The sequence below is a fragment of the Rhodoferax sp. LS1P39 genome, assembly GCF_056521425.1.
In genome coordinates, this window is sequence record NZ_JBWMAV010000016.1 from 81,234 (window position 1) to 107,453 (window position 26,220).

24 protein-coding genes and 1 riboswitch are annotated in these 26,220 nt (G+C 62.7%); of the genes, 10 read left to right on the plus strand and 14 right to left on the minus strand.

The features are described from left to right. Positions 1 to 194 precede the first annotated feature (194 nt). The 6 genes from AC097O_RS20835 to AC097O_RS20860 all read left to right on the plus strand — a co-directional run bounded on the left by AC097O_RS20835 (position 195) and on the right by AC097O_RS20860 (position 5,811). On the plus strand, positions 195 to 527 hold the full coding sequence (locus AC097O_RS20835; protein ID WP_479589585.1) for a hypothetical protein: 333 nt from the start codon (positions 195 to 197) through the stop codon (positions 525 to 527). Next, entirely contained in the window at positions 524 to 943 is a 420-nt protein-coding gene (locus AC097O_RS20840) for a type II toxin-antitoxin system VapC family toxin (protein WP_479594772.1), read from the plus strand. Before AC097O_RS20835 ends, AC097O_RS20840 begins: the two co-directional genes overlap by 4 nt. A gap of 98 nt (positions 944 to 1,041) precedes the next feature. Then, complete coding sequence (locus tag AC097O_RS20845; RefSeq protein WP_479594775.1) at positions 1,042 to 2,106, plus strand: hypothetical protein; 1,065 nt, start codon at positions 1,042 to 1,044, stop codon at positions 2,104 to 2,106. Between the two features lie 298 nt (positions 2,107 to 2,404). Next, complete coding sequence (locus tag AC097O_RS20850; protein ID WP_479594856.1) at positions 2,405 to 2,587, plus strand: type II toxin-antitoxin system RelE/ParE family toxin; 183 nt, start codon at positions 2,405 to 2,407, stop codon at positions 2,585 to 2,587. Between the two features lie 58 nt (positions 2,588 to 2,645). Beyond that, entirely contained in the window at positions 2,646 to 2,957 is a 312-nt protein-coding gene (locus AC097O_RS20855; protein ID WP_479594778.1) for an addiction module antidote protein, read from the plus strand. Between the two features lie 133 nt (positions 2,958 to 3,090). Further along, on the plus strand, positions 3,091 to 5,811 hold the full coding sequence (locus tag AC097O_RS20860) for a DEAD/DEAH box helicase (RefSeq protein WP_479594782.1): 2,721 nt from the start codon (positions 3,091 to 3,093) through the stop codon (positions 5,809 to 5,811). 143 nt (positions 5,812 to 5,954) lie between these two features. Here the strand turns inward: AC097O_RS20860 and AC097O_RS20865 are convergent, their stop codons facing one another. The 9 genes from AC097O_RS20865 to AC097O_RS20905 form a co-directional block, all read right to left on the minus strand. Next, positions 5,955 to 6,752, minus strand: coding sequence for a substrate-binding periplasmic protein (locus tag AC097O_RS20865; protein WP_479594785.1), 798 nt, complete (start codon positions 6,750 to 6,752; stop codon positions 5,955 to 5,957). A 156-nt stretch (positions 6,753 to 6,908) separates the two neighbouring features. Further along, positions 6,909 to 8,132: a D-amino acid dehydrogenase gene (locus AC097O_RS20870; protein ID WP_479594786.1), complete on the minus strand. Its 1,224-nt coding sequence runs from the start codon at positions 8,130 to 8,132 to the stop codon at positions 6,909 to 6,911. 160 nt (positions 8,133 to 8,292) lie between these two features. Continuing rightward, positions 8,293 to 8,398, minus strand: a riboswitch (glycine riboswitch). A gap of 17 nt (positions 8,399 to 8,415) precedes the next feature. Beyond that, positions 8,416 to 9,138: an anti-sigma factor gene (locus AC097O_RS20875; protein ID WP_479594788.1), complete on the minus strand. Its 723-nt coding sequence runs from the start codon at positions 9,136 to 9,138 to the stop codon at positions 8,416 to 8,418. Then, positions 9,135 to 9,701 carry a sigma-70 family RNA polymerase sigma factor gene (locus tag AC097O_RS20880; protein ID WP_479594789.1) on the minus strand — a complete coding sequence of 189 codons (567 nt, stop codon included), beginning with the start codon at positions 9,699 to 9,701 and terminating at the stop codon, positions 9,135 to 9,137. The genes AC097O_RS20875 and AC097O_RS20880 overlap by 4 nt, the downstream gene beginning before the upstream one ends. Before the next feature lie 48 nt (positions 9,702 to 9,749). Further along, complete coding sequence (locus AC097O_RS20885) at positions 9,750 to 10,304, minus strand: DUF3455 domain-containing protein (RefSeq protein WP_479594791.1); 555 nt, start codon at positions 10,302 to 10,304, stop codon at positions 9,750 to 9,752. A gap of 202 nt (positions 10,305 to 10,506) precedes the next feature. Beyond that, entirely contained in the window at positions 10,507 to 13,479 is a 2,973-nt protein-coding gene (locus AC097O_RS20890) for an EAL domain-containing protein (protein ID WP_479594793.1), read from the minus strand. Between the two features lie 241 nt (positions 13,480 to 13,720). Next, positions 13,721 to 16,681: an EAL domain-containing protein gene (locus AC097O_RS20895; protein ID WP_479594795.1), complete on the minus strand. Its 2,961-nt coding sequence runs from the start codon at positions 16,679 to 16,681 to the stop codon at positions 13,721 to 13,723. A gap of 118 nt (positions 16,682 to 16,799) precedes the next feature. Further along, positions 16,800 to 17,783, minus strand: a complete 984-nt coding sequence (dgcA, locus tag AC097O_RS20900) for an N-acetyl-D-Glu racemase DgcA (protein ID WP_479594797.1) — start codon at positions 17,781 to 17,783, stop codon at positions 16,800 to 16,802. Then, on the minus strand, positions 17,780 to 18,787 hold the full coding sequence (locus tag AC097O_RS20905) for an N-acetyltransferase DgcN family protein (protein WP_479594799.1): 1,008 nt from the start codon (positions 18,785 to 18,787) through the stop codon (positions 17,780 to 17,782). Before AC097O_RS20905 ends, dgcA begins: the two co-directional genes overlap by 4 nt. Positions 18,788 to 19,038: 251 nt before the next feature. Here AC097O_RS20905 and AC097O_RS20910 point away from each other — a divergent pair, with 251 nt between their 5' ends. Then, positions 19,039 to 19,815: a transporter substrate-binding domain-containing protein gene (locus AC097O_RS20910; RefSeq protein WP_479594801.1), complete on the plus strand. Its 777-nt coding sequence runs from the start codon at positions 19,039 to 19,041 to the stop codon at positions 19,813 to 19,815. Here AC097O_RS20910 and AC097O_RS20915 read toward each other — a convergent pair whose 3' ends face one another. Beyond that, positions 19,816 to 20,730: a helix-turn-helix transcriptional regulator gene (locus AC097O_RS20915; RefSeq protein ID WP_479594804.1), complete on the minus strand. Its 915-nt coding sequence runs from the start codon at positions 20,728 to 20,730 to the stop codon at positions 19,816 to 19,818. Positions 20,731 to 20,858: 128 nt separating this feature from the next. On the opposite strand from AC097O_RS20915, the gene AC097O_RS20920 reads away from it, so the two are divergent. Beyond that, positions 20,859 to 21,797: a Tim44 domain-containing protein gene (locus AC097O_RS20920; protein ID WP_479594806.1), complete on the plus strand. Its 939-nt coding sequence runs from the start codon at positions 20,859 to 20,861 to the stop codon at positions 21,795 to 21,797. 48 nt (positions 21,798 to 21,845) lie between these two features. Here the strand turns inward: AC097O_RS20920 and AC097O_RS20925 are convergent, their stop codons facing one another. Continuing rightward, positions 21,846 to 22,781 carry a class I SAM-dependent methyltransferase gene (locus AC097O_RS20925; RefSeq protein ID WP_479594808.1) on the minus strand — a complete coding sequence of 312 codons (936 nt, stop codon included), beginning with the start codon at positions 22,779 to 22,781 and terminating at the stop codon, positions 21,846 to 21,848. Between the two features lie 137 nt (positions 22,782 to 22,918). Here AC097O_RS20925 and AC097O_RS20930 point away from each other — a divergent pair, with 137 nt between their 5' ends. Together AC097O_RS20930 and AC097O_RS20935 are read left to right on the plus strand one after the other, a co-directional pair. Next, positions 22,919 to 23,440: a putative toxin-antitoxin system toxin component, PIN family gene (locus tag AC097O_RS20930; protein ID WP_479594811.1), complete on the plus strand. Its 522-nt coding sequence runs from the start codon at positions 22,919 to 22,921 to the stop codon at positions 23,438 to 23,440. After that, positions 23,437 to 23,679: a hypothetical protein gene (locus AC097O_RS20935; protein ID WP_479594814.1), complete on the plus strand. Its 243-nt coding sequence runs from the start codon at positions 23,437 to 23,439 to the stop codon at positions 23,677 to 23,679. The genes AC097O_RS20930 and AC097O_RS20935 overlap by 4 nt, the downstream gene beginning before the upstream one ends. An 85-nt stretch (positions 23,680 to 23,764) precedes the next feature. On the opposite strand, the gene rsmH is transcribed toward AC097O_RS20935, so the two are convergent. From rsmH to AC097O_RS20950, 3 genes are all read right to left on the minus strand, one after another. Next, positions 23,765 to 24,823: a 16S rRNA (cytosine(1402)-N(4))-methyltransferase RsmH gene (gene rsmH, locus AC097O_RS20940; RefSeq protein ID WP_479594816.1), complete on the minus strand. Its 1,059-nt coding sequence runs from the start codon at positions 24,821 to 24,823 to the stop codon at positions 23,765 to 23,767. A 119-nt stretch (positions 24,824 to 24,942) separates the two neighbouring features. Further along, positions 24,943 to 25,869: a PDDEXK nuclease domain-containing protein gene (locus AC097O_RS20945; protein WP_479594858.1), complete on the minus strand. Its 927-nt coding sequence runs from the start codon at positions 25,867 to 25,869 to the stop codon at positions 24,943 to 24,945. 12 nt (positions 25,870 to 25,881) lie between these two features. Next, positions 25,882 to 26,031 (minus strand): hypothetical protein, encoded by a 150-nt coding sequence (locus AC097O_RS20950; protein ID WP_479594818.1) that lies wholly within the window; start codon positions 26,029 to 26,031, stop codon positions 25,882 to 25,884. Positions 26,032 to 26,220: the final 189 nt, after the last annotated feature.

Sequence of the window (26,220 nt, forward strand, 5' to 3'; positions counted from 1 at the left end):
AATTTCTGCATTTTCACTATCGAATACATAGCTTCTTGTGCTTATAAGATAAGCGCTAGAGGCTATTTTGTTGTGCAGAATTTAAAGCGATTTCTATAGCATGCGCAGACTGCCCTCCCACTTTGTTGGTGGGGCATGCTGAAACAGGCGCATGGCGATACAATTTACAACTTGTATCTCAAATGGTGCCCGCCATGCCTATTTCCCTTCGTCTCCCTCCCGACACTGAAAACCAGATCGCTGAGTTCGGCGCGCGCCAGGGCCTGAGCAAATCGGCGGTGATCGTGCGCAGCATCCAGGAATTTTTGAGCAAACACGCCCAACCCTCCTCGCTTGACCTGTATGAGGCGGCGATGCGCGGCGTGCCACAAGACCCCAGCGCCGACGCAGTGCGCGAAGCCGCAGAGCAACGCCCCCACAAGCGCCAGGCCCGCGATGCCCTGCGCCAGAAACACGCCGAACGCTCCGCCCGTGCCCGCGGCGCACTCGGCCAGCCGCCCCATGAAACCGGCATAAAGCCGGTATGAACATCCTGGCCGACTCGGGCTATTTCATCGCGCTGTTCAGTCCCAAAGACCACCACCACGCGCGCTGCAAAGCCTTCTTTGCCAGCTACCTGGGCCAGACCACCACCACCTGGGCGGTATTCACCGAAGTCTGCGCCCTGCTGACCCACCACCAGCAAAAAGCCTTCTTCACCTGGGCCGCCCAAGCGCAGGCCCTGGGCCATCTGCGCATCGAATCCCCGCCCGCCGATGCCATCGCCGCCCTCTGGGAGATGGTGGACCGTTACGAAGACCTACCCATGGACTTCTGCGATGCCAGCCTGGTCTACCTGGCCGTCCACCTGAAAATCCACCGCATCGCCACCACCGATGTGCGCGACTTCTCGGTGTACCGGCTGCCGGGTAATCAGCGGTTTGTGCATGTGTTGGATGACTGAATATTTTAAAAAAATCCTAAAAATATAATAATTACATATTATCGTTTAAATATAATAAACAATTTCAATTCGATATTCATCCTAACCACCTCGAAACCATGCTCCAGAACAATTTAAATAAACGCGTAAAGCATGCATTAGTTGCACTTGACACTGCCGAACCGCTACTAACAGTTTTAAATACTCTTAATTCAGCAAACCATCACATTGACACCAATCTACTGGGAATTGCAAGTGACAACGGCAACAAATTTGGAGAGCTAGCCTCTGCAGTACATACTCAGTTCTCATCACTCTCTGGACTTATCAAGGAATTTAGTGCGAGGCAATTATTTAGAGACATCGAAACATTAGAAAACAGCTTAAAAACCTCACTTAGCGAAGGCTTAGACGAGTCAGATTTAATTATTAATTTTTTAAAACAATTGGATGCATTTGCAGAAACCTACAACACGTACGTAGCAAATCAAACTGGAAAAAATGCATACCATCTTTTATTTACCTCTCGCAATTTAAAAACTCATATATTAAACCTCCGCGCGTTTCTAGAATATACATACAAAAATACATCAAATCAATTAAACCTACAAGAAGGCGAATCCGAATTCACTCTCACCTTAGTAAATATTAAAAATATAAATGATTTTTCAGAAAAACTAAAAGAATTGCAGTCTTTTTATTTTGAGCTTTGTAATTTACTTAATATCTCAAATGCTTCGCATCCGCTCAGAATTGGGGAAATTGAGTACGGAAGTCTTTGGACTCGACTTTTCGGCGATACACGGGTTGTCAGTTTGATGGCAAATTTTTTAGAGGAATCAGCACGGTACCTTTATCGAAATTATACAAAAGAGGGAAAGCTTACATCCATACCCAAAAAGCTTGATTCACTTGAAGCAATCCTCAACTTTTCGAATCGTCTAAAAGAAAGCGGTGTCGATGTCTCTCTGGTTCAAGAAGAGCTAGCTAAAAGTGCGGTTATTATAGCGAACTCTTTGAATACCCTTATTTCGGACCAGCCATGTGTAGAAATTAACGGTCAAAAAATCTCCTTAAGCTACGAAGCTCAAAAAGCACTTCTCGAGCAATCAGTCACTACAAAAATTGAATACACGCAGTCGCCAGGTACAACACCCGCACTCAACCCACCTTCTAAAATGTGAAAGTGCCATCAAAGCTTTAGAATTTTCTATGTCTTATAGAACTGTACATATCAATAAAATTTTCGCAAAAAATTAATTTTTTTCTGAGTTTTTAATTATTTTGATAGCACACACTGCCGGACAATCGCATCTGCCAAATGTCAGACTATCAAAAAGCATATCGGGTTTAATGGGTTTAGGGTTATCGGAGTGTTGGATTGCAGAGCTCCGGAAGCTGCTGTAAAAACAAGACTTGACCCGATAACCTACCCGGCTCGTAGCCACGCAGCTACAACTGGGCACGTACTCGCTGATCCCGCTGCCCGAATTCGACGCGTGGTTGAACGGTGTGAAGGACAAGCTCACCCGGACCCGCCTCATCAAACGCCTGGTACGGGTCGCTGCTGGCAACCTGGGTGACGTGCAGCCGGTCGGCGATGGCGTGTACGAGATGCGTGAATTCTTTGGCCCTGGCTGGCGCATGTATTCAAAGCGATATTGAAGCGGCCAAACGCCTTGCCGCAAACCTGGACATGGGCGACCAACCTAATGCATAAACCATGACCCCCAAGACCCCCATTGCAAACTTGCCGGTATTCGATGCCGCCAACTACCTGCGAGACGATGAAGAGATGGCGCCGTACCTGAGCGTCACGCTGGAAGACGGCAGCCCGGCAGAAATCGCCGGTGCGCTGGGTGCCATTGCCCGTGCACGTGGCATGGGCAAGCTGGCCGAAGACACCGGCCTGTCCCGGGAGAGCTTGTACAAAAGCCTGTCCGGCGAGCGCGCGCCCAGCAGCGACACGTTGTTGAAGGTCATACGGGCTCTGGGCTTCAAGCTGTCCGTGCAAACTGCCGTAGTAAACGCTTGAAGGAGGTTTGGGCGATGGGGCCACACTATCGCCACACTCCCAAAATAATAGCTACTCACGCTTACAGTACAAGCACAGAGGGCACTTTTTCCTCTTGAGAAACGAGCACACCCCCGCGCGGCACAATCCCACCATGCCGCGCCCGAATCCCCCGCCCCCCAGCCACGCCGTCGCCGCCTGGGTGGATGCGCTGCGCAACCAGGCGGACGCGGCGACGCTGAAGGGCTTGCCCACCCTGGCGGATGCCGATGCGGCGCGGGTGATGGCTTTGCTGCGGATGGACGCGGTGCAGGAGGAAACTGCACCGGTGCCTGAACCAGAGGCCGACACCGTCCCCGGCCACTTCCGCCCACGCATCACACTCCTCACCCTGGGCCGGGGCGACGGGCTGCTGGGGCTTAAACCGCAAGGCAAGCTGGGCCCGCGCGGCGACAGCGTGACACTGGCGCAGATAGCCTGGACCTACCGCACCGACGGCGGCCACCGCTGGTCTACGCCCGCCCCCACCTCCATCCTGAACAACCGCCCCGCCGCGGTGCAGGAGCTGTTCGACACCGGCGGCCCGGTGGTGCGCATGCAGCGCGACCTGGCGGCCGAGGCCGATGCCATCGATGTGGTGTGGGAGATGGGCCTGGTGCCGGTGGCCGCGCACAGCTTCCAGTGGCGCAGCCGGGATGACCGCCCGGACCTGGGCCCCGTGTGGACGCTGGCGCAAGAGGCCTTCTTTGGCGACTTCTGGGCCGACCAGGTGCCGCGCCTGCAAGCCAAGGGCTGGGCAGTAGCCGTGCAACCCGGCTTTGCGCATGAAAGCGTGCCGGTGCAGCGCTGGAAGCTTTTGGTCCACCCCGACACTGGCGAGATCGCCTCCAAAGAACTGGCCGAGCCCCTGGTGCCGCCCGCGCGCGGGGTGCAAAAGCTGCGCCTGCCCGAGCGCGAAGGCGCGTGGCTGCTGAGTCTGGGTATCGAGATCGACGGCGAAACCCTGGACCTGGCCCCCATGCTGGCCAACCTGCTGCAGCGCGACAGCCGCTGGCTGCACGCAGACCAGATCGCCGCCATTGACGACCAAGCGGTGATCAGCCTGCGCGCGCCGGGGGGCCGCCGCATCGACGCACCGGCAGCACCGCTGAAAGCCATCATCGGCGCCATGGTCGACCTCCTCACCGACCCGCTGCGCAACCAGAACAACGGCCTGCTACGCCTGGGCGCTTGGGAGGCGCGGCGGTTGGAGGCCCTGCGCGCCGGGCTGCTGGACGCGCACCGCATAAAACCGTACAACGCCTGGCAGCTAGAGGGCGACCTGGGCCTGGCCAGCCTGGCGAAGCGACTGAAAGCATTGGGCGCACCCCAGCCGGTGGCCGCACCCGAGGGCCTGCAGGTGCAGTTGCGCCCCTACCAGCTCGAAGGCCTGGCCTGGCTGCAGTACCTGCGCACCCACAGCCTGGGCGGCATCCTGGCCGACGACATGGGCCTGGGCAAAACCGCGCAGGCCCTGGCGCACGTGCTGGTGGAAAAGCAGGCTGGTCGCCTGGACCAGCCCGCGCTGGTGGTGCTGCCCACTTCGCTGATCTTCAACTGGCAGGCCGAGGCCCGCCGCATGGCACCCGGCCTGCGCCTGCTGACGCTGCAGGGGCCGGAGCGCGCCACGCTGTTTGCGCAGATGCCGCAACACGACCTGGTGCTGACCACCTACCCGCTGCTGTGGCGCGACATGGATGCGCTGGCGGCACAGCACTTCCACCTGGTGATCCTGGACGAAGCGCAAATGGTCAAAAACGCCGGCAGCCGCAGCGCCCGCGCCCTGCGCCGTCTGCAGACCCGCCACAGCCTGTGCCTCACCGGCACGCCGCTGGAAAACCACCTGGGCGAGCTGTGGGCGCAGTTCGACTGGCTGATGCCCGGCTTTCTGGGCGATGCGCGCCAGTTTGCCGCCCGCTGGCGCAAGCCTATCGAAGAAAACGGCGAAACCCTGCGTGCCGCCCTGCTGGCCCAGCGCGTGCGCCCCTTCATCCTGCGCCGCCGCAAGCAAGACGTGGCCAGCGAACTGCCCCCGCGCACCGAGGTGATCCAGCGCGTGCAGCTGCAAGGCCAGCAGCGCGAGCTGTACGAGGGCGTGCGGGCGGCCGCCGACCTGCAGGTGCGCCGCGTGCTGGAGCGGCAAAGCTTCAACGGCGCACAGGTCACCATCCTCGATGCCCTGCTGAAGCTGCGCCAGGTCTGCTGCGACCCGCATTTATTGAAAGGCAAAAAACCCGCCAAAACCATGGAGCGCGCCAAACTCGCGCTGCTGGCCGACATGCTGCCCGAGATGGTGGCCGAGGGGCGGCGGGTGCTGGTGTTTTCGCAGTTCACCGAACTGCTGGCGCTGGTGGCAGAGCAATTGACCTTGCTGGAGCTGCCGTTTCTGAGCCTCACCGGCAAAACCCCACCCAAAGAGCGCGGCAGCGTGGTGCGGCGCTTCCAGGCGCAAGAGGTGCCCGTGCTGTTGCTGAGTTTGAAAGCCGGTGGCGTGGGCCTGAACCTCACCGCCGCCGATACCGTCATCCACATGGACCCCTGGTGGAACCCCGCCGTGGAAGAGCAGGCCACCGCCCGCGCCCACCGCATCGGCCAGGACCAGCCGGTGTTCGTCTACAAGCTGGTGGTGGAAGGCAGCATCGAAGAGCGCATGCTGGAGCTGCAGGCCCGCAAACTGGCTCTGGCCCACAGCGTGCTGGGCGTTGATGCGCAGGGCGGGTTGAAGTTTGACGCGGCTGACCTGGATGCGCTGCTGGCCCCTTTGGGCAGCCTGACCGCCGCGCAGTCTCCAGAGCAAGCCGCACGCCGCTGGGGTCGCACAGGCAGCCGGGCATAAGCCGTACTATCAAAAAAGTAGCTACTCCCGCCCAATCTATCAGCGCGGGAGCCGTATTTTTTATAAACAGGACTGACGCAAGCTCCCCCTGTAAGCCCGAAGGGCGATACAGGGGCGATGCGTAAGTCCCAATAAGTTTTGGCTTACTTGGTGCGCCAGAGCTGGATGTTGGATTCGACCATTTTCTTCATCACGCCCTGCTTGGCCAGGCTGTACATCGCCTTGGCCAATGCCGCGCGCACTTCGCTGGTGTTGCAGGGGGACTTGTGCGAGAGCGTCAGGTACAGGCTTTCATTGCTGACCGCCGGGTTGGCGGGCACCAGCCCGGCGATGGCAAATTTGGCGATGTACGCCAGCCCCGGGTCTTCCTCGTAGACCAGGTAGTCCACGCGTCCCAGTTGCAGGATCTTGAAGGCCTGGTCCAGGCTGGGCACGGTGTTGATGGTCAGGTTTCTTTTGGCGTAGCGGTCGAAGTCCTCGCCAAAGCTGTTGTTGATCACCGTCATGCCCGACAGACTTTTTAAGTCCGACCACTGCCGGTACTTCAGCGGCGCGGCCTGCCGCCCCCAGACCACCGAGCGGGTCTCGCGAAACGCCGGGTACACATAGTCCATGTAGGCCAGCCGGTCCACGGTAAAAAATGCCCCGGCGATCAGGTCGATGCGGCCCAGCCGCGCCTCTTCCTGCACCCGGGCCCAGGAGCCCACATAGCGCACCTCGATGGGGATGCCGATCTCTTTGGCCACCATCTGTACCAGATCGGCATTGGCCCCCACCAGGCGGCTGCCCTCGGCCCCGTCGCGCCACAGGTATGGGGGGTATTCGGGGTTGCCCGTGGCAACCAGCTGTTTGCAGGCTTCTACCGCCCCCACCGTATGGGCAAGGCAAGCCAGGATGGCGGCAAGCAGCAGGCGTGGCAACAATGACCCGGGGATACGCATGAACGTCCTTTCAGCCCGCCGCAAATGGCCAAACGGACAAACCGGTGGTGGGTGCGCTGTGCACGACTGCCGTGTAACCGACTGTATCCCTTCCGGGACATCCGGGTGGCTTTCCATATCCAAAAAAAGCCAGGAGCCCGGACCCGGACCGTAGGCTCAGTGCGGCATGGCACTACCCACCATCGCCGCCACCATGTCGGCGGTGACGGCAGACAGCGTCAGCCCCAGATGGCCGTGGCCGGTGTTGTAGAACACGCCGGGCCGCTTGCCGGGGCCCACGCGCGGCATCAGATTGGGCATCATGGGGCGCAGCCCGGCCCAGGGCACCACGCTCTCGGTGCGCACGCCGGGGAAGCACTGCTGCACCCATTCCACCAGCGGGCGGATGCGGTCGGCCCGAATGTCGCGGTTGTAGCCGTTGAATTCGGCCGTGCCCGCCACCCGAAAGCGCCCCCGCCCCAGGCGGCTGCTGACCAGCTTGGTTTCGTCGTCCAGCAAACTCACCATGGGGGCCGATGCCTGGCTGTGCGCGTCGTCCAGGTTCACGGTGATGGAATAGCCCTTGACCGGGTAGATGTTGACCCTGTCCCCCAGCTGGGCGGCAATGTCGCGGCTGGCCGTGCCCGCGCAAACCACCACGCCGTCGAACACGCTGGTGTGGGTGTGGTCGCCGTCTTGCGCGGTGATGGTCACGGTCTTGCCATCGCTCTTGACCGTCTGGATCGCATGGCCGTAGCGGGTTTGCACGCCCAGGCGCTCGGCAGCAGCGGCGATGCCGGTGCTGAACTTGTGGATGTCGCCGGTGGTGTCGCTCTCGGTGAAATAGCCGCCGTAGTAGTCGCCCGCCAGCGTGGGCTCGATGGCGCGCATCTCCTGCGGGGTGACGGCGCGGCGGTCCAACCCGCCCTGGGCCAGCAGCTTGGAGACCTTGCCCGCGTGCTCGAAGTTGCCCTTGTCGCGGTAGATGTGCAGGATGCCTTCACGCTGGTGGTCAAAGTCCAGGCCCTCTTCGGCGGCCCAGGCATTGAGGTGCTGGCGCGCGGCCATCGCCAGGCGGGTGGTTTCGATGGTGTTTTTCTCGTACTGCGGGATGGCGGCGATGAACTCGGCAAACCAGGCCATCTTGTGCCAGCTGGGCTTGGGGTTGACCAGCAGCGGCGCATCGCTGCGCAGCATCCACTTCACGCCCTTGAGCACGGTAGACCAGTGGTTCCACACCTCGGCATTGGACACCGAAAACTGCCCGCCATTGGCAAACGAGGTTTCCATGGCGGCGTAGCGGTGTTTTTCGAACAAGGTGACGGCGTAACCGCGTTTGGCCAAGGCGTAGGCCGTGGTGACACCCGTGATACCACCGCCGATAACGGCAAAATTTTTCATGATGAGACTTCCAAAACGTCAACAGGGGGATAGCAACAAACGTGCGCAGCTATCGCCCCCTCTGTTTTGGACCTGAGAGATTCGCGGCTGGCGTGTTACCAGTCGCTTGCTCCTGCGGTGAGCCGGGTGACGAAACCCAACTGCTCTTCAGATGTGTGTGGTGTGGATACCGGTCCTTTTGCCTGAAAGTTTCCGGGGCGGTTGCTCCTTCGGCGCTGATTTCCTGAACGAATTCAGGGGGGAGCAGTCTCTCCCGGTATCGACTTGGATTATCGCACTGGTATCACAGCACCTTCACCGCACGGCCAATAAACTGGATCGGGCCGGTGGGTCTATCGATGGGCGAGCCGTTCACTGGCTCCAGGGTCAGCTCAAACAACTGGTTGGGTTGCAGCGGCGGCAGCTTGTCCAGCGGGATGGTGATGGTCTGCCCCGGCTTGACCAGGCCCAGCGACACCGGGCCCTTCCAGTCCTCGCCCTTGGTCCAGAACTGCAGGGATTTTTCGGCGGGCACCGCTACCGGGCCCAGGGCCGTAAGGCTGAGTTGCCGGGAGTCGCTGGCCTGGATGACCCAGCCCGGTGCCTTGTCTTGCGGCGCGACCAGCACCACCATGTACTGCGGCCCGGTGGGTAGCACGCCCTGGCGGGTCACCAGCACCGAGGCCAGGATGGCGGCAGTGGCAAAACCCGCACCGGCCAAGCCGCGCCACAGGCCCAGGCGGTCCCACCACGGTGGCGGTGCGGGTGGCATAGCAGCGCGGCGCGGTGCCTCGGCGTGGGCCACGCTGCGGTCTATGCGCTGCCACAGCTCGGCAGACGGCTCCACCGGCTCGGCCAGGGCGGCCAGCGGCAGCAACTGCTCTTGCCAGCGCTGCACGGCGGCCTGCAGGGCGGCATCGGTGGGCAGGCGCTGCTCCACCATGCGGCGGCGGTTAGCAGAGAGCGTGCCCAGCACGTATTCGGCGGCCAACTCGTCTGGCGATAGATTGTTTGGTTGCGTGCTCATGCCATGCACTCCCGCAGGCTGCCCATGCTGCGTTTGATCCAGGCCTTGACGGTGCCCAGGGGCGTTTGGGTGCGCTCGGCAATTTCGCCGTGCGAGCAGCCGTCCACATAGGCGTACAGGATGCAGTTGCGCCGGGCGGGCTCCAGCCGGGCCAGGCAGTCGTTGAGCTTGCCCAGGCTGACGCGCAGATCAAACGCATCAGCGATCTCGGCATGGGCTTGCAGGGAATGCTGGGCATCCAGGGCCTCGGCGGTTTCTTCGTCCACCGGCACCTCGCGCGCGCCGTTGCGCACCGCGTTGAGCGCCAGGTTGCGCACCACGCTGTAGATCCAGCCCCGCCCCGAGCCGCGCTGGGCATCGAAGCTGGCGGCCTGGGTCCAGATGTTCATGAAGGCATCGTGCACCACGTCCTCGGCTTGCTGGCGCTGGCGCACGATACGCAGGGCCACGCCCAGCAGGTGGCGGCTGTCTTGCCGGTAGATGTCCTGCAGGGCTTGGCGCTCGCCACGGGCGCAACCCACCAGGGCGCGCTCGTAGTCAAAATCATCGGGGGCAGTCGTCAAGGGCGTTCCATCGAGAGAATGTATGTCTCTCGATGGTAGTCGCCAAACTTAGGCGGCTTTCCAGAAGATGTAGTCGGCCTGGTACTTGACGATTTCCTTGGCACCCTTGTTGGCCGGGCTGCACAGCGTGGCCGGGGCGACACCGCCCATGGTGGCCACGCGCTGGATGTGGGTCACACCGGCCATGGCACCCATGCCCATGGCGGGGTTGGCCTTGACCAGCTGGTAGGGGATATTGCCTGCGCCTGCGGGGGCCACGGCGAGCTGGGTGGCGGTGAGCTTGGAGCCGTCCATGGATTCCCAGGTGGCGGGCGGGCCGTAGTACTTGCCCACCTGTTTGCCGCTGCGGTCGTTCAGGGCGGCGTTGGGGCCCACAAAGACCCACTCGGTCATGCCGGGGGCGTTGGCCTTGTCGCGGCATTCGTAGGTGATCTCGCCCACGCCCACGGTTTCCATCGCCACCTTGTTGCCCATGGGCACCTTCACAGCCTCGGGCAGGCTGTCCTGGCTGAACATGGGTTTCATGGGGGCCATGGAGCCGCAGGCGCTCAGTACGGCAGCGGCGGAGACGATGGCAAGCAGCGAAAGGGATTTGATCGGCATGAAAGTGCTCCAAAAAAAGGTTTAGCGGATAAGGACAACAGGCAGCTTTTGTGCGCTGCTACAGGTACTACACGCCAGACCCGGTTTTGGATGCAGCAGATTTGCATTATTTTTGAACCCATTCCGCATTTGCTACGAAATAAGTAGCTTCTCCCGCCCATTCCATAAGCACGGGAGACCTATTTCCCTTAAAGAATAAAAATCAGGATTTCAGCAGTGCGGGGGCCGGATGGGCGGCCCAGAAGGCCTCAAAGTCGGCCGCCGGCACCGGGCGCGAGAACCAGTAGCCCTGACCGTAGTCGCAGCCCATGGCCATCAGCAGGTCGCGCTGCTGGGCGGTTTCCACGCCTTCGGCCACCACCTGCATGCCCAGCGCGTGGGCCATCACCACCATGGCTTTGCACAAAGCCAGGTCGGTGGAGTCGGGCACCAGGTGGCGCACGAACGACTGGTCGATCTTGATGAAGTCGATGTCAAAGCGCTGCAGGTACGACAGCGCCGAATAGCCGGTACCAAAGTCGTCCAGCGCCACCTGGATGCCCGCATCGGCCAGTTCCAGCAGGTGGTCACTAACCCGGCTGCTGGTATCGAGCAACAGGCCTTCGGTGATCTCCACCACCATGCTGGAGCCGGGCAGGCCCAGGGCCTGGAGCTGTGCGGCCCAGGGCTGCTTGCCCTCGCCTTCGTGGTGGAACTGCACCGGCGACTTGTTGATGCTGATCTGGAAACCCGGGTGCAGATGTTTGCGCCAGGCCTGCACCTGCAGCGCCGCCTGCTGGAATACCCACTCCCCAATGTCCACAATCAGGCCGCTGGATTCGGCGATCGGGATGAACTGGGCCGGGCTGATCAGCCCGCGCGTGGGGTGCTGCCAGCGGATCAGCGCTTCGGCCTTGTGCACCGCCCCGGTGGCCAGCTGCACAATGGGCTGGTAGACCAGCCGGAACTGCTGCTCCTGCAGGCCCGAGCGCAGGTCGTTGGCCAGGCGGACCCGGGTTTGCGCCGCCTCCTGCAGCGCCGGGGTGAAAAAGCTGAAGCGGTTGCGCCCGGCGCCCTTGGCCACATACAGCGCCTGGTCGGCGTTCTTGAACAGGTCTTCGATGTCCTTGGCATCCAGCGGATACAGGGTGATGCCGATGCTGGCCGACACAAACACCTGCTCGTTGCCGAGCTGAAACACCTGCTCCATGGCCCGCAAAATCTTTTGCAGGGTGGGCTCCAGGCGGTGGACGTCGGCCACTTCGGTCAGCACCACCGTGAACTCGTCGCCGCCCATGCGGGCCACGGTATCGGCCTCGCGCACGCAGGCCTGGATACGCCGGGCCGCCTCCATCAGCAGCAGGTCGCCATTGCCATGGCCCAGGGTGTCGTTGACCTCTTTGAAGTGGTCCAGGTCGATGAACAAAATGGCCAGTTGCTGCGCGTCGCGTTTGCAGCGTTTGATTTCCTGCTCCAGCCGGTCGCGCAGCATGCGCCGGTTGGGCAGGCCGGTCAGGGTGTCGAAAAAAGCCTGCTGGCGGATCAGCGCCTCGGCGGCCTTGCGGTCGGTGATGTCGGTGTGGGTGCCTATCATGCGCAAGGGTTGGCCCTGCGCGTCGCGGGTGATCACCATGCCCCGGCTCAGCACCCACTTCCAGCGGCCGTCTTTGCAGCGCACCCGGTGTTCGTTGGCGTAGCTGGGGGTGCGGCCCGCAAAGTGGTCATCGCGGTCGCGGTCCATCTGCGGCAGGTCGTCAGGGTGGGTGCGCCGGTCCAGCTCGGTGGGCAGATCGGGGATTTCGCCTTCTGCAAAGCCGTACATCTCGACCAGGCGCTTGGAGAGGTGCTCCACCCCGGTCTGGATATGCCAGTCCCACACGCCGTCGCCAGTGCTCTCCAATGCCAGCCGCCAGCGGTTCTCGGTTTCTTGCAGCGCCATCTGGGCCTGTTTGCGCTCGGTGATGTTTTGCAGCACCGAGGTGCGCGACAGCAGCCGCCCGTTGTCCCAGGTAGTGGTGCCCCTGGCATGCACCCAGATGGGCGCGCCCCGGAAAGTGGTGGCTTGCAGCTCGTAGTCATGGGTGCTGGAGTGGGTGCCGGCATGTGGAAGCAAAACATCGTAGGAAGCACGGATGGTGGCCACGGCCTGTGGCGTGAACACCCGTTCGACCGTCTCCATGGCGGTGGTGGGGGTGTACTCCTCGGGTGTGGTCTGGAAGATGCGGTACACACCCTCGGTCCAGAAGACGCGGTCGCGCACCCCATCCACCTCCCAACCGCCCACCTGCGCCAGCGCCTGGGTGGCGGTCAGCAACTGGTCGAGCCGCTGGCGCGCGGCCTGGGCCTGCACGTAGTCGGACACATCGGCAAAGGTGCGCACCATGCCACCGTGGGGCAGAGTCTGGGTTTTGACCTCCAGCGTGTGACCCGCCAGAGTCACGCGAAGAAAATGGGCGGGCACCTGGGCATGGCCGCCTGCCAGCACGTAGCCGCGGGCCCCCGGGTCCACCCACTGGGCCTGGGGGCCAAAGTCGCCACGTTCGAGCTGAAAATTGCTGATCTGCTCCAGCGTGGGGCGCGCGGCCAAAAAGCTGTCGCTCAGGTTCAGCAACTCGCACACACGCCGGTTGAACGAGATCAAACGCATCCCGGCATCGAACACAAAAATACCTTGGCTGATGCTGGCCGTAGTGGCTTGCAGCAGCCGGGTTTGCTCCAGCAACTGGGCATGCGATGCCCGCAACCCGGCCTCGGCCTGCTTGCGCGCACTGATGTCGGTGTGGGTGCCAATCATGCGCAAGGGGCTACCGTCGGCAGCACGGCTGACCACCATGCCGCTGGCCATGATCCAGACCCAGTGCCCGTGCTTGTGGCGCATGCGCAAGTCCATGCTGTAGTCCGGTGCCGAACCGTCCAGATAGGCCGCTACCGCCGCCTGCATGGGGGCGATGTCGTCCGGGTGTACGCGGGTCGTGAACTCTTCAAAGCCCGGGGCCGATTCGCCGCTGGCAAAGCCCAGCATCTCGTCCCAGCGCGGGGAATAGGTTTGGCGACCGGTGCCTAAATCCCAGTCCCACACGCCCACGCCCGAGCCCTCCAGGGCGAGCTTCCAGGGGTTGGTGGCATCGCCATGTTCCAGCGCACGGGTCCAGTCCTGCGGCGCAAGCAAATGGGGTGGGACGGAGCGATGGTTCAAGATCAAGAGGCCAAAAGCTGAATAAGCGGGTAATGGCCGATTCTAAAACCATGCAGGTATACAGACTATGTACGCACATTTGGGCGCGGGGGACTTGGGGGATAAGCCGGGGCTGGAGCGACCGTTGAACCAGTTCAGCGAACAGGCCCGCCCAGCCGCTTGAACAAATCACTATCAAATCAATAGCTACCAGGGATTATTCCATCGGCACAGAGGCCTGATTTCTCTCACAAAATAACCATCAGCTTGCCAGCAGTGCCGGTGGCGGGTTGGCGGCCCAGAAGGCCTCGAAGTCGGCCGCCGGTACCGGGCGCGAGAACAGATAGCCCTGGCCGTAGTCGCAGCCCATGGCGGCCAACAGGTCACGCTGCTGGGCGGTTTCCACGCCTTCGGCCACCACCTTCATGCCCAGGGCGTGGGCCATGGCCACCATGGCCTTGCACAGGGCCAGGTCGGTGGAGTCGGGCACCAGGTGGCGCACAAACGACTGGTCGATCTTGATGAAGTCGATGGCAAAGCGCTGCAGGTACGACAGCGCCGAATAGCCGGTGCCAAAGTCGTCCAACGAGGCCTGGATGCCCGCGGCGGCCAGTTCCAGCAGGTGGTCGCTGACCCGGCTGCTGGTGTCCAGCAGCAGGCCTTCGGTGATCTCCACCACCACGCTGCAGCCGGGCAGGCCCAGGGCCTGCAGCTGTGCGGCCCAGGGCAGTCGGCCCTGGCCCTCGTGGTGGAACTGCACCGGCGACTTGTTGATGCTGATCTGAAACTGGGGGTGCAACTGGCCGCGCCAGGCCCGCACCTGCAGCGCCGCCTGCTGGAACACCCATTCGCCGATCTCCACGATCAGGCCGCTGGACTCGGCGATCGGGATGAACTGGGCCGGGCTGACCATGCCGCGCACCGGGTGGTGCCAGCGCAGCAGCGCTTCGGCCTTGTGCACCGCCCCGGTGGCCAGTTCGACGATGGGCTGGTAGACCAGCCGGAACTGCTGCTCCTGCAGGCCCGAGCGCAGGTCGTTGGCCAGGCGGACCCGGGTTTGCGCCGCCTCCTGCAGCGCCGGGGTGAAAAAGCTGAAGCGGTTGCGCCCGGCCCCCTTGGCCACATACAGCGCCTGGTCGGCGTTTTTGAACAGGTCGCCGATCTCCCGGCCATCCATCGGGTACAGGGTGATGCCGATGCTGGCCGACACAAACACCTGCTCGTTGCCGAGCTGGAACACCTGCTCCACCGTGCGCAGAATCTTCTGCAGCATGGGCTCCAGGCGGCTGGCATCGGCCACTTCGGGCAGGATCACGGTGAACTCGTCACCGCCCATACGGGCCACGGTGTCGGCCTCGCGCACGCAAGCCTGGATGCGCCGGGCCGCCTCCACCAGCAGCAGGTCGCCATGGCCGTGGCCCAAGGTGTCATTGACTTCCTTGAAATGGTCCAGGTCGATGAACAAAATGGCCAGTTGGTGGGTTTCGCGCTTGCAGCGCTTGATTTCCTGCTCCAGCCGGTCGCGCAGCATGCGGCGGTTGGGCAGGCCGGTCAGGGTGTCAAAAAACGCCTGCTGGCGGATCAGCGCCTCGGCGGTTTTGCGGTCGGTGATGTCGGTGTGGGTGCCTATCATGCGCAGGGGCTGGCCCTGCGCGTCGCGGCTGACCACCATGCCCCGGCTCAGCACCCACTTCCAGCTGCCGTCCTTGCAGCGCACCCGGTGTTCGTTGGCGTAGCTGGGGGTGAGACCGGCCAGGTGGGCATCGCGGTCGCGCTCTTTCTGGGGCAGGTCGTCGGGGTGGGTGCGCTGGTCCAGCATGCTGGGCAGGTTGGGAACCTCGCCCTCTTCAAAGCCATACATCTCGACCAGGCGGTGCGAGAAGTGTTCTTGCCCGCGCTGGATGTGCCAGTCCCACACGCCGTCGCCAGTGCTCTCCATGGCCAGCCGCCAGCGGTCTTCGGTGGCCTGCAGTGCCAGGTGGGCCTGCTTGCTTTCGGTGATGTTTTGCAACACCAAAGTGCGCAACACCAGTTGCCCCTCTTCCCAGGTCGACGACCCCGTGGCATGCACCCAGATGGTCTCGCCCCGCAAGGTGGTGGCCTCCAGCTCCAGGTCGTGGCTGCAGGTGTGCAGTGCCACCATGCCGAAGGCATCGCGGATCCTGGCCATGGAGGATGGGGTGAACAGCCGCCCGGCCGTTGCCATGGCGGTGGTGGGCTTGAATTCGCGCGGGCTGGTCTGGAAGATGCGGTACACCCCCTCGGTCCAGTAGACGCGGTCGCGCACGCCGTCTTCCTCCCACCCGCCCACCTGGGCCAGCGTCTGCATGGTGGTCAGCAGCTGGTCCAGCCGTTTGCGCTCGGTCTGCGCCTGCACGTAGGTGGAGACATCGGCAAAGGTGCGCACCATGCCGCCGTCAGGCAGCGTCTGGGTTTTCACCTCCAGCGTCTGGCCTGCCACGGTGACGCGCAGGTAGTAGTTTGGTACCTCGGCGTAAGCCCCCTCCAGCACGTAGTGGCGGGCCGTGGGCTCCACCCATTGCGCCTGGGGGCCGAAGTCGCCGCGCTCCAGCTGGAGGGCGGTGATGTCGCCCAGCAGGGGCCTGGTCGCCAAAAAGTCTTCCGGCAGGTCCAGCAACTCGCACACCCGGCGGTTGAACGAGATCAGGCGCATCTCGCCACTGAACACAAAAATGCCCTGGCTGACGCTGGCCAAGGTTGTCTGCAGCAGCCGGGTTTGCTCCAGCAACTGGGCATGGGATGCGCGCAACTCGGCCTCGGCCTGCTTGCGCGCGCTGATGTCGGTGTGGGTGCCAATCATGCGCAAAGGGCTGCCGTCCAGCGCCCGGTGCACCACCATGCCGCTGGACGCAATCCACACCCAGTGCCCGTTCTTGTGGCGCATGCGCAAGTCCACGCTGTAGCCTGGGGCCGAGCCGTCCAGGTAGGCCGCCATCGCCGCTTGCATGGGGGCGAGGTCATCCGGGTGTACGCGGCTGGCGAAATCGGCAAAACCGGGTGTCACCTCACCGCTGGCAAAACCCAGCATCTCCTCCCAGCGCGGGGAATAGGTTTGAGTGTCGGTGCGCAGATCCCAGTCCCACACGCCTACGCCCGAACCCTCCAGGGCGAGCTTCCAGGGGTTGGTGGCATCACCGTGCTCCGGCGAACGGGTCCAAGCCTGCGGCGCAGGCGGGAGGGGTGGATCGGGGCGGTGGTTCACGATCAGTACAGCCAGTAGTTTTGTGATACTACCTTCAAAAACCATCGTGTGTACAGCCCGCGTACGCACGAAATAAAACCATCTACCGCCCCGTGTTACGGGCAGAAATCGGGGCTGTTCAGCCCCACAAGGCCGGTGGCGGCGGCTGGATCAGACCCTTGTCGTACTGCATGGCTGCGGCCCGGTCTTGCTGTTGCAGCAAGGGGCCGTCCAGATCCACATAGGCACAGCGCTGGGCCAGCAAGAAAGCCGGGGCCATCGCCAGCGAGGTGCCGCACATATTGCCCACCATCAAACCCAGGCCTTGCCGCGTGGCCTCGGCGGCCAGGGCGAGTGCCTCGGTCAGGCCGCCGCATTTGTCGAGCTTGATATTGGCGTACTGGTAGCGCCCCACCAGCGCCGCCAGCGAGGCCCGGTCAGTGCAAGACTCGTCCGCAGCCAACGGAATCGGCGACTGCAGGCCTTCCAGCGCGGCATCCTGGCCGCGCGCCAGAGGTTGTTCGACCAGTTCGACCCCGGCCTGGGCCAGCAGTGGCAACAGTTCGTGCAGCAGCCCGGGTGACCAGGCCTGGTTGGCATCCACCACGATGCGGGCGGTTGGGTGTTCTTCGCGAACCATGCGCACCACGTCCAGGTGCCGCTGCGCATCCACCTTGAGCTTGAGCAGCGGGTAGTGCCGTGCCGCCCGCGCCTTGCGTCGGGTGGTGGCCTCGTCGCCCAGGCCGATGGTGTAGGCGGTGGTGACAGGCTGCCACCGTGGCAACCCGGCGGCTTGCCACACCGGCACGCCGGTTTGCTTGGCGCGCAGATCCCACAGGGCGCAGTCCAGCGCATTGCGCGCACCGCCTGCGGGCAGGATCTGCAACAGCTCGGCCCCGGTGAGGCCGTCGTGCAGGTACGGCAGCACAGCGGCTACTTGCGCGGCCATGCTGGCGGGGGTTTCGCCGTCGTAGTCCACCCCGGCGGCTTCGGCCTGGCCGGTGTGGCCTGCCGCGTCGGACAGGGTCAGCAGCAGCACCGGCTGGTGGGTGATGACCTCGCGGGCGATCTCGAAGGGTTCATGCATCGCCCACTGTTCGATGCGGGTGTGGCAGCGGATCATGCTTGCAGCAAGGCGGTAGCCAGCGCCTCCACGCCGCCGCGCATCGGGTCCACCACCGGCAACTGCAGCTCACGGGCGATGCGGTGGGCGTAGGCATCCCATGCGGCATCCGACAGGCTGGACGAATTGATGCTGATGCCCACGCAGCGCACCGCCGGGTTGGTCAGGCGGCCCGCCTCCACATAGCGGTCGATAGCGACCTGCAGGTCGGGAATCGGAAAGCCGGGGTAGCCCTCGATGCAGTCGCGCGACGGGTCGTGGCACAGCACCAGCGCATCCGGCTGCGAGCCGTGCAGCAGGCCCAGCGTCACGCCCGCATAGGCCGGGTGGAACAGCGCGCCCTGCCCTTCGATCACGTCCCAGTGGTTAGGGGCGTTGTCGGGCGACAGCTGCTCGGCGGCACCGGCCACAAAGTCGGAGATCACCGCGTCGATAGCCACGCCCTCGCCCGCAATCATCACCCCGGTCTGGCCGGTGGCGCGGAAGGTGGCGGCCACACCCCGGCGCTGCAGCGCCTGGGCCAGGGCTAGGGCGGTGTATTTTTTGCCCAGCGCGCAGTCGGTGCCCACGGTCAGCACCCGCTGGCCCGTGCGCTTGCGGCCTGTGCCCGCGGGGAAACTCTGGTCGGAATGCCGCACATCGATCAGGCGCGCACCGCTGCGCTCGGCGGCTTGCACCAGGCGCGGGAAGGAGCTCAAACGCGAGTGCTGGCCGCTGACGATGTCCAGGCCCGCGTCCAGCGCGGCTTCCAGCTCGGCCAGCCAGTGTTCGGGCAGCGCGCCGCCCACGGCGGCCACGCCCACCACCAGCGAGCCCGCGCCTTCCTGCGCTGCTTGCTGCGGCGACAGGCGGGGCAGGCCCAGGCTGACAGTGGCGGTGGGCAGGCTCCATTCGCCCAGGACATCGTCGGCACACCAGTCGCGCAGGCCAAAAGCGGTTTTGGCATCGGATTTGAGCGTCACATCGCCCAGAAACAACAGATAGGGTTTACGGAGTTGGTGCATGGTTTTGGATTCGGTTCAGGTGGCCTGTCATCGCACAGCCGGTCGCGCGCCAAAGGCTTTGGCAGGCCGGAGCGTAAGCCGGTTTGCTGCCCCAAAACCGTCCGTCGTGCAGGCAGTACACCCACAGGGATAGGCCCGGCCCAGCCGCGCAAAACGGCGCTATCCCTCTGGGGGTAGAGGCCATTTACCACCCGGTAAATCGCCGTATTCTTGCGCCGCGTTTGCACCCATTCAACCCTGCAGGAACCCCTATGAAACTGAACTCTTTACTTGCTCTAGTCTGCCTGTCGCTAGGCCTGTCGGCCCAGGCAGCGGACACCAAAGATCTGCGCATCGGCACCGATGCCACCTACGAGCCTTTCGAGTACAAAGCCCCCGACGGCAAGCTGGTGGGCTTCGAGATCGACCTGGGCCACGCCATCTGCGCCGAGATGAAGCGCCGCTGCGTGTTTGTAGAGTCGCCCTGGGATGCACTGGTGCCGTCCCTGCAGGCGCGCAAGTTCGAGATGATCATGTCCGGCATGACGGTGACCGACGACCGCCGCAAAACCGTGGCTTTCAGCGACAAGATCACCGACATTCCCTACCGCGTGATCATCAAGCACGGCAGCGGCCTGGACGGCTCACCCGCCGCCCTCAAAGGCAAAAAGGTGGGTGTTCTCAAGGGCTCGACCGAGGCCGACTACGCCGAAAAATACTACGCCAAGGCCGGGGCCACGGTGCTGCGTTACGAGTCCACCCAGGACTCGTACCTGGACATTGCCTCGGGCCGGCTCGACGCCATCATCGGCAACCTGGTGGAGATGAAGATGGGCTTTCTGGCCAAGCCCGAAGGCAAGCCGTTTGAGTTTGCCAGCTATGAACTCAAAGATCCGGCCGTGCTGGGCTACGGCACCGGGGTGGCCATGCGCAAACAAGACACCCAGCTCAAGACCGAATTCAACGCCGCACTCAAGGCCGTGCACGCCAGCGGCACCTACCAAAAGATTGCCAGCAAGTACTTCGATTTCGACGTGTACGGCAAGTAATCAGCCGCTACTGGGCCCGGCCTCCAGCAGCGTCTTGCAGCGGCTGGTGGCGGGCGCGCTCTGGTACACCGCCAGCGGGTCCACCGCCGCATCGGGCTCGGCAAACGGAATGCACTGGATGAACAGCGAAAACAACTCCGCCTGCGAGCCGATATCGAGCTTGCGGTGGATGTTCTTGCGGTGGATTTTGATCGTGCCCTCAGTGGTCTTCAGCCGCTGGGCCGTCAGCGCCGAGGAATAGCCGCTGATCATGTAGAACAGCACCTGGCGCTCGCGCTGGGTGAGCAGCGAGCTGGCAAAGTTTTCCACCGTGCTTTGCACCTTGCGGTGGGTCAGCCGGTCGCTGTGGCGCTCGGCGGCGGCGGCCGTCAGGGCGTGGTGCTTGGCGGTGGCCGCAATCACGATGGGGGCCAGCGTGCGGATCGCCAGCAGATCGGTGGCCTGGAACGGCGTGTGGCGGATGCTGCGCTCGATGAAGATGTTCAGCGCCGTGTCCTCGTTGATACGCCACAGCAGGTCCACCGAGTCCGACAAACCGATCTGCGAATAAAACACCCGGTAGTACTCGGAGTCGTAGAAATCGTCCGGCGCAATATCGCGCAGCCAGTACACGCCGCTAGGGCAGCCCTGCAAGAACAGCTGGTAGTTCGGGTCCAGCACATAGGGGCCGGACAAAAAGGCATCTTCCGGCAGGCTGCGCTCCTGCGGGTTAAAGCGGTGCAGAATGCGGCGCGGCTGCTGGTGGCGGTGGAACAGCATGGCACCGCCTGAGTCCACGGCGCACACTTTGCCCAGCACATTCAGCACGGTATCGAACCAGTCGGGGCTGCCAATGGCCTCGACCATGGTGGCCAGCGCGGCGACCAGGTCGGTATCCAGCGGCAAACACAGGCGGGTGGCGTGGGGATTATCCATGGGTGCTAGTGTCGCAGACACTAAACCATCTGGTTTTTTAGAAATGAATATCTCTATTTAGCTGCTTTTTCAGGATGGTTTGTGGGCTAGTATCGCGGGCACATCAACTCGTTTTTGCTGGAGAACACATGAAAAAATTACTTTCCCTGCTGGCTGTGGTCATGGCCCTGGGCATGTCCACGGTCGCGACCGACGCGGAAGCCGCAAAACGCATGGGCGCAGGCAAATCGCTTGGCATGCAGCGCGACACCACGCCGAACAAGGCCCCCACGGCCGCTCCAGCACAAACGAACGCAGCCAACCCTGCGGCCGCTGCTGCACCCGCTGCCGCCGCGCCCAAACGCTCGTGGATGGGCCCGCTGGCCGGTATCGCCGCCGGCCTGGGCCTGGCCGCATTGGCATCGCACTTCGGCTTTGGTGACGAACTGGCTTCCATGATGATGATGGGCCTGCTGGCCGCCGCCATCATGCTGGCCGTGGGCTTCTTCCTGCGCAAACGCGCTGCGGCCAAGGCCGGTGCTACCGGTGCTACCGGTGGCATGCAGTACGCCGGAGCAGGTGCCCCCACCCACCTGTCGCCCGCTGCGCCTGCCTACAAGATGGAAATGCCCGGCACTTCCAGCCATGTGACCGGTTCCAGCATCGGCTCCAGCATTGGTTCCGGCATCGGTGGCAGCGTTCCTGTGCGCTCGGCCATCCCTGCGGACTTCGATGTGGCCAGCTTTGTGCGCAACGCCAAGGTCAATTTCATCCGCCTGCAAGCCGCCAACGATGCCGGTAACCTGGACGACATCCGCCAGTTCACCACGCCGGAAATGTTTGCCCAGCTGAAGATGGACCTGAGCGACCGTGGTGCCGCTGCGCAGCAAACCGATGTGGTCAACATCGACGGCGATGTGCTGGAAGTGGCTGAAGAAAATGGCTACTACGTGGTGAGCGTGCGCTTCACCGGCCTGATCCGCGAAGAGGCTACGGCACCGTCCGAGCCGTTCGACGAAGTCTGGCATTTGACCAAGCCGCTGCAAGGCGCGGGTGGTTGGGTGCTGTCGGGCATCCAGCAGATGTAAGAACTGCAGTCCCTGCACAAAGCCCCGGCCCCACAGCCGGGGCTTTTTTTATGGTGCGCGGTACACCAGCACCTTCAGCGCCCGCTCATCCGACACATCGGCAAACGCCGCCGGGTTGGCCAGCCGCTCCACAAACACCAGCTCCGGGGCCAGTTCGCGCATCTGGTCTTGCAAAAACGCCATGCCCAGCTCGGGCGCGTTCAGGCACAGCAGCACATGGCCGCCGTGCATCAGCAGATCGGGCAGGCGGCGCATCAGGCGGGCGTAGTCCTTGGTGGCCACAAAGCTGCCGCGCTGGAAGCTGGGCGGGTCGACGATCACCAGGTCGTACGGCCCGCCGCGGTTGATCTTGCCCCAGGTGGTGAAGATGTCGTGCGGCAAAAAGCTGGCCCCGGTGACCAGGCCGTTGAGCCGGTGGTTCTGTTGCCCGATGGCGATGGCCCCCTGCCCCATGTCCACATTCACCACATGCTTGGCCCCGGCCTGCAAGGCCACCACCGAGAACGCGCAAGTGTAGGCAAACAGGTTCAGCACCCGGTATTCCGCGCGGCCCGGCACCTGGGCCAAGGCCTCCACATGCTGGCGCACCCAGCGCCGCCCCTCGGCCATGTCTAGAAACAGGCCGTGGTTCTGCCCCTTGAGCACATGCAGCTTGTAGCGCGCGCCCTGCTCGGTGACCACATGCGGGTCGGGCACGGCACCGGCCATCAGCCGGGTCTCGGTGCGGCCATCGAAGCGGCACTGGTAGACCCAGTTCAGCGGCTGGTCGGGCGCCAGTTGCTGCCAGCGCGCAGCCAGGGCCGCGCCGATGGTGGCCAGCTCTTCGTCGGCTGCGGGCTGGAAGCTGGTCAACACCCACACCGGCGGGAACGCGTCCAGCGCCCACTGTTCGCAGCCCGGGTACAAACCACCCCGGCCATGGAATATGCGCTGCGCATCGGTGCGCAGGTCCATCGTGGCGATGGCGTTGAGCAGGGCTTGCATCAGGATAAAACTTGGTATTTATGGATGAAATTGGCACCCACCGCTGATGGAATGGGCGTGAATAGCTATTGAATCTGTAGCACTTGGATTGTAAGCCAAGCCGGTGTGGCGACCTGGCAGACTTGCTGCTGCCCTCTATGCAGATCAAACGGAGATGGTTCGCGCGGCATGTAGATCCGCCTCATGCCAACACCACCAGCAATATGAAAATATTGCCAAAATTGGTTTGGGATACCAACATATTGGTGGCAGCCACACGCAATCGGCATGGGCCCTCGTTCGCTTTGGTGCAACTCGTCCGGCTTGGCAATGTCACCATGTGCTGTAGTCCAGCACTTTTTTTAGAGTACGAGCATGTGCTCAAGCGCCCTAACCAGTTCGGCGCGTCGGGGCTTCTGGCGAGTGACATCGATGCCATTTTGAATGAGCTTGCGGGACTGATTACGCCGGTGAGCACGCATTACCAATGGCGGCCCCAGCTGCGTGACCCCGCAGATGAAATGGTGCTGGAAGCAGCCGCCAATGCCCAGGCGGATGCCCTGGTGACCTACAACCTGCGGAATTTCCAGCCCGCTAAACTTTTTGGCATACCGGTACTCAACCCTGAGCAGGCTTTTAAGCAATTCAAACTTGCCGTTCAACGGAGTTCACACCCATGAGCAATTACGCCCTGCGCCTACCCGAGTCCCTCAAGCTTGCTGCCAAGCGAATTGCCGCTGCCGATGACACCACCATGAACCAGTTCTTCGTGGTGGCCATTGCCGAAAAAATCAGTGCCATGGAGACGGCCAAATTCTTTGAGAAACGGGCGGCAGCGAACAGCCGTGAATTGGCCCAAGTCGCCTGGAACAAGGTAGGCGACAAAGCGCCCATCGCAGAAGACCGCTGGACCGAGTAGCCCGGCACGCCGCTCTCAAAAATATAGCTACTTGCACCCATCCGATGGGCGGTAAGTGCGGTTTTTATGCATAACCAGCCAGGCCTCAGTGCAGTGCCCGCACCGCCCAGCGCAACTTGGCCGACGAGGAACGGGGGTTGCTGCGCTGCTCTTCATACGAGGCGCGGATCGGGTCTGGGGCCACGCTGCTGAAGGTGCCGTTGCGCTCGCCGGTTTGAAAGCACTTTTTCACCCGCCGGTCTTCGCCGGAGTGAAAGCTCAGAATCGCCACGCGCCCGCCCGGCTTCAGGCAGGCGGGCAGGTTCAGCAACATCGTGTCGAGCACGCCAAACTCGTCATTCACCTCGATGCGCAACGCCTGGAAGGTGCGCTGCAGCACCTTTTTGGTCTCGGCCAGGCGTTCTTCTGCGGGCATGCTGCGCTTGTACGCCAGCTCCATGGTGGCGCGCACCAGGTCGGCGAGCTGCACGGTGGTTTCCAGGTACTGGCCTTGCAGGGCGGCGGCCAATGGCAGGGCAAAAGGCTCGTCGGAATTGTCGGTGAGCAAGTCGCGCAGCCGGTGCCGGGTCACGCACAGCAGCAGCTCGCTGGCCGACTGGCCGCTGGTCGGGTCCAGCCGCAAATCCAAAGGCCCGTCGGCCCGGAAACTGAAGCCCCGTGCCGGGTTGTCGATTTGCATGGACGACACGCCCAGGTCGGCCAGCGCAAAGTCGAAACCGCCACCCGCTTGCGGCAGCAAAGTGGCCAGTTCGCTGAAGTTAGCGCGGTGCACGATCAGCGCCTCGTCACCAAAGCCCAGGGCACGCAGACGCGCCGTGGTGCGGGGCAGCTCGATCGGGTCCACATCCATGCCAAACATACGCCCCCCCGGCTGCACCAGCGGCAGCATGGCCAGCATGTGGCCACCAAAACCCAGGGTCAGGTCCACCCCGGTTTCGCCGGGCACAGGTTTCAGGATGGCGAGGATTTCGTCCACACAAATCGAACGGTGCATGCCCGCAGGCGTTTGCCCGCGCAGCATGACCTTGTCCACCTCCGCCGCATGGCGCGTGGGGTCCAACTCTTTGTACTTTTCTTCAAACTGGCGGGGATGGGTGCCCGCGTAACGTACGCGGCGCTTGTGGGGAGGGGTGGGGTCTGTCATCGGCCATTATGCGGCCCGGGTGGGTTGGCCAGTCCGACTCCCGGCTCTTTCAGAAATTCATTGTGCTTAACCAGCGTGGTAGCCCAGAGGGTCTTGACCCGTTTTTTGGCGGAGTCCGATCAGGTTTCGTCTTCTTCACACAGTTTTTTTTGGGCCTCAATCTCTTCTCTGTCACGCTGCAGTTCCAGCCGCAGTTCTTCCTCACTGGGCAGTACCAAACGGTATTTGCTGGCAAAGAGCTGCTCACTGTCGTTGAGCACGGAGTAGCGCACGATTGACTGGTCTTTGCTGCCGCACAGCAGGATGCCCACCGTAGGGTTGTCACCCTCGCCCCGGCGCAGGTCGTCGTACATGCGCACATACATGTCCATCTGCCCCACGTCTTGGTGCGTGAGCGGCCCGGTTTTCAGGTCGATCAGCACAAAGCACTTGAGCAGGTAGTTGTAAAACACCAAGTCGATATAGAAGTCTTGCGTTTCGGTGCTAATGCGCTGTTGGCGGGCCACAAAGGCAAAGCCCTTGCCCAGCTCCATCAAAAACTGTTGCAGCTTGTCCATCAAGGCCGTCTCCAGCTTGGCTTCCAGCAGTCGGCCCGTGTCAGGCAGGCCCAAGAATTCCAGCATCACCGGATCGCGCACGAAAGCGCGAGGCGATTGCTCCAGCTCACTCAGCTTGGTTTGTGCTTCGGATGTCACGCCAGCCTTATCTTGGCTCAACAAGAGTCGTTCGAAATACAGGCTACCAATTTGCCGTTCCAGCGCGCGCGTGCTCCAGTTCTGGGCCGCCGCCTCTTGCACATACCACTTTCGAGCCTCGGCGCTGTCCACCCGCAGCAGCAGGCGGTAGTGCGTCCAGCTCAATTCGCGACGCAGTGCGTCGCGAATTGGAAAGGCCTGGTAGAACCCCCGCATATGCCGCAAATTGGTGGCGTCGAAGCCCCGCCCAAACTCTGCCGCCAGCGCCTGCCCCAACTGGGGCAGCAAACGCTGCCCATAGGCTGCCCGTTGCGCCCCGCCCTGCTCGAACTCCACGATGTGCTGCACAATGCGCCAATAGGTTTACACCTGCACCACATCCACCGCCCGCAACACCTGCTGGCGCGAGTCGGTAATGAGCTGGCGCAAAGCGCCGAGCAAAGGTGTGAAACCTTCGGGAGCAATGATCTCGGCGGTCTTCTTGCCTTTGGGTTTAGGGGGTTGCGCTGTCATGGTGGGCCTTCTCTGCATTCATCAACTCCCGGGTAGTCCCCGGTCTTGCCTCAAGGATCACGCACGATTGTGACTGCTTGACCTGGAATGCCAACGCCGAGCCTACACATCCTCCGCCCACGCAGCAAAAAGCCCGAACCGTCGCCGGTCCGGGTCTTTTTCATGGGGACTTGGATTCGGCTCTACTTC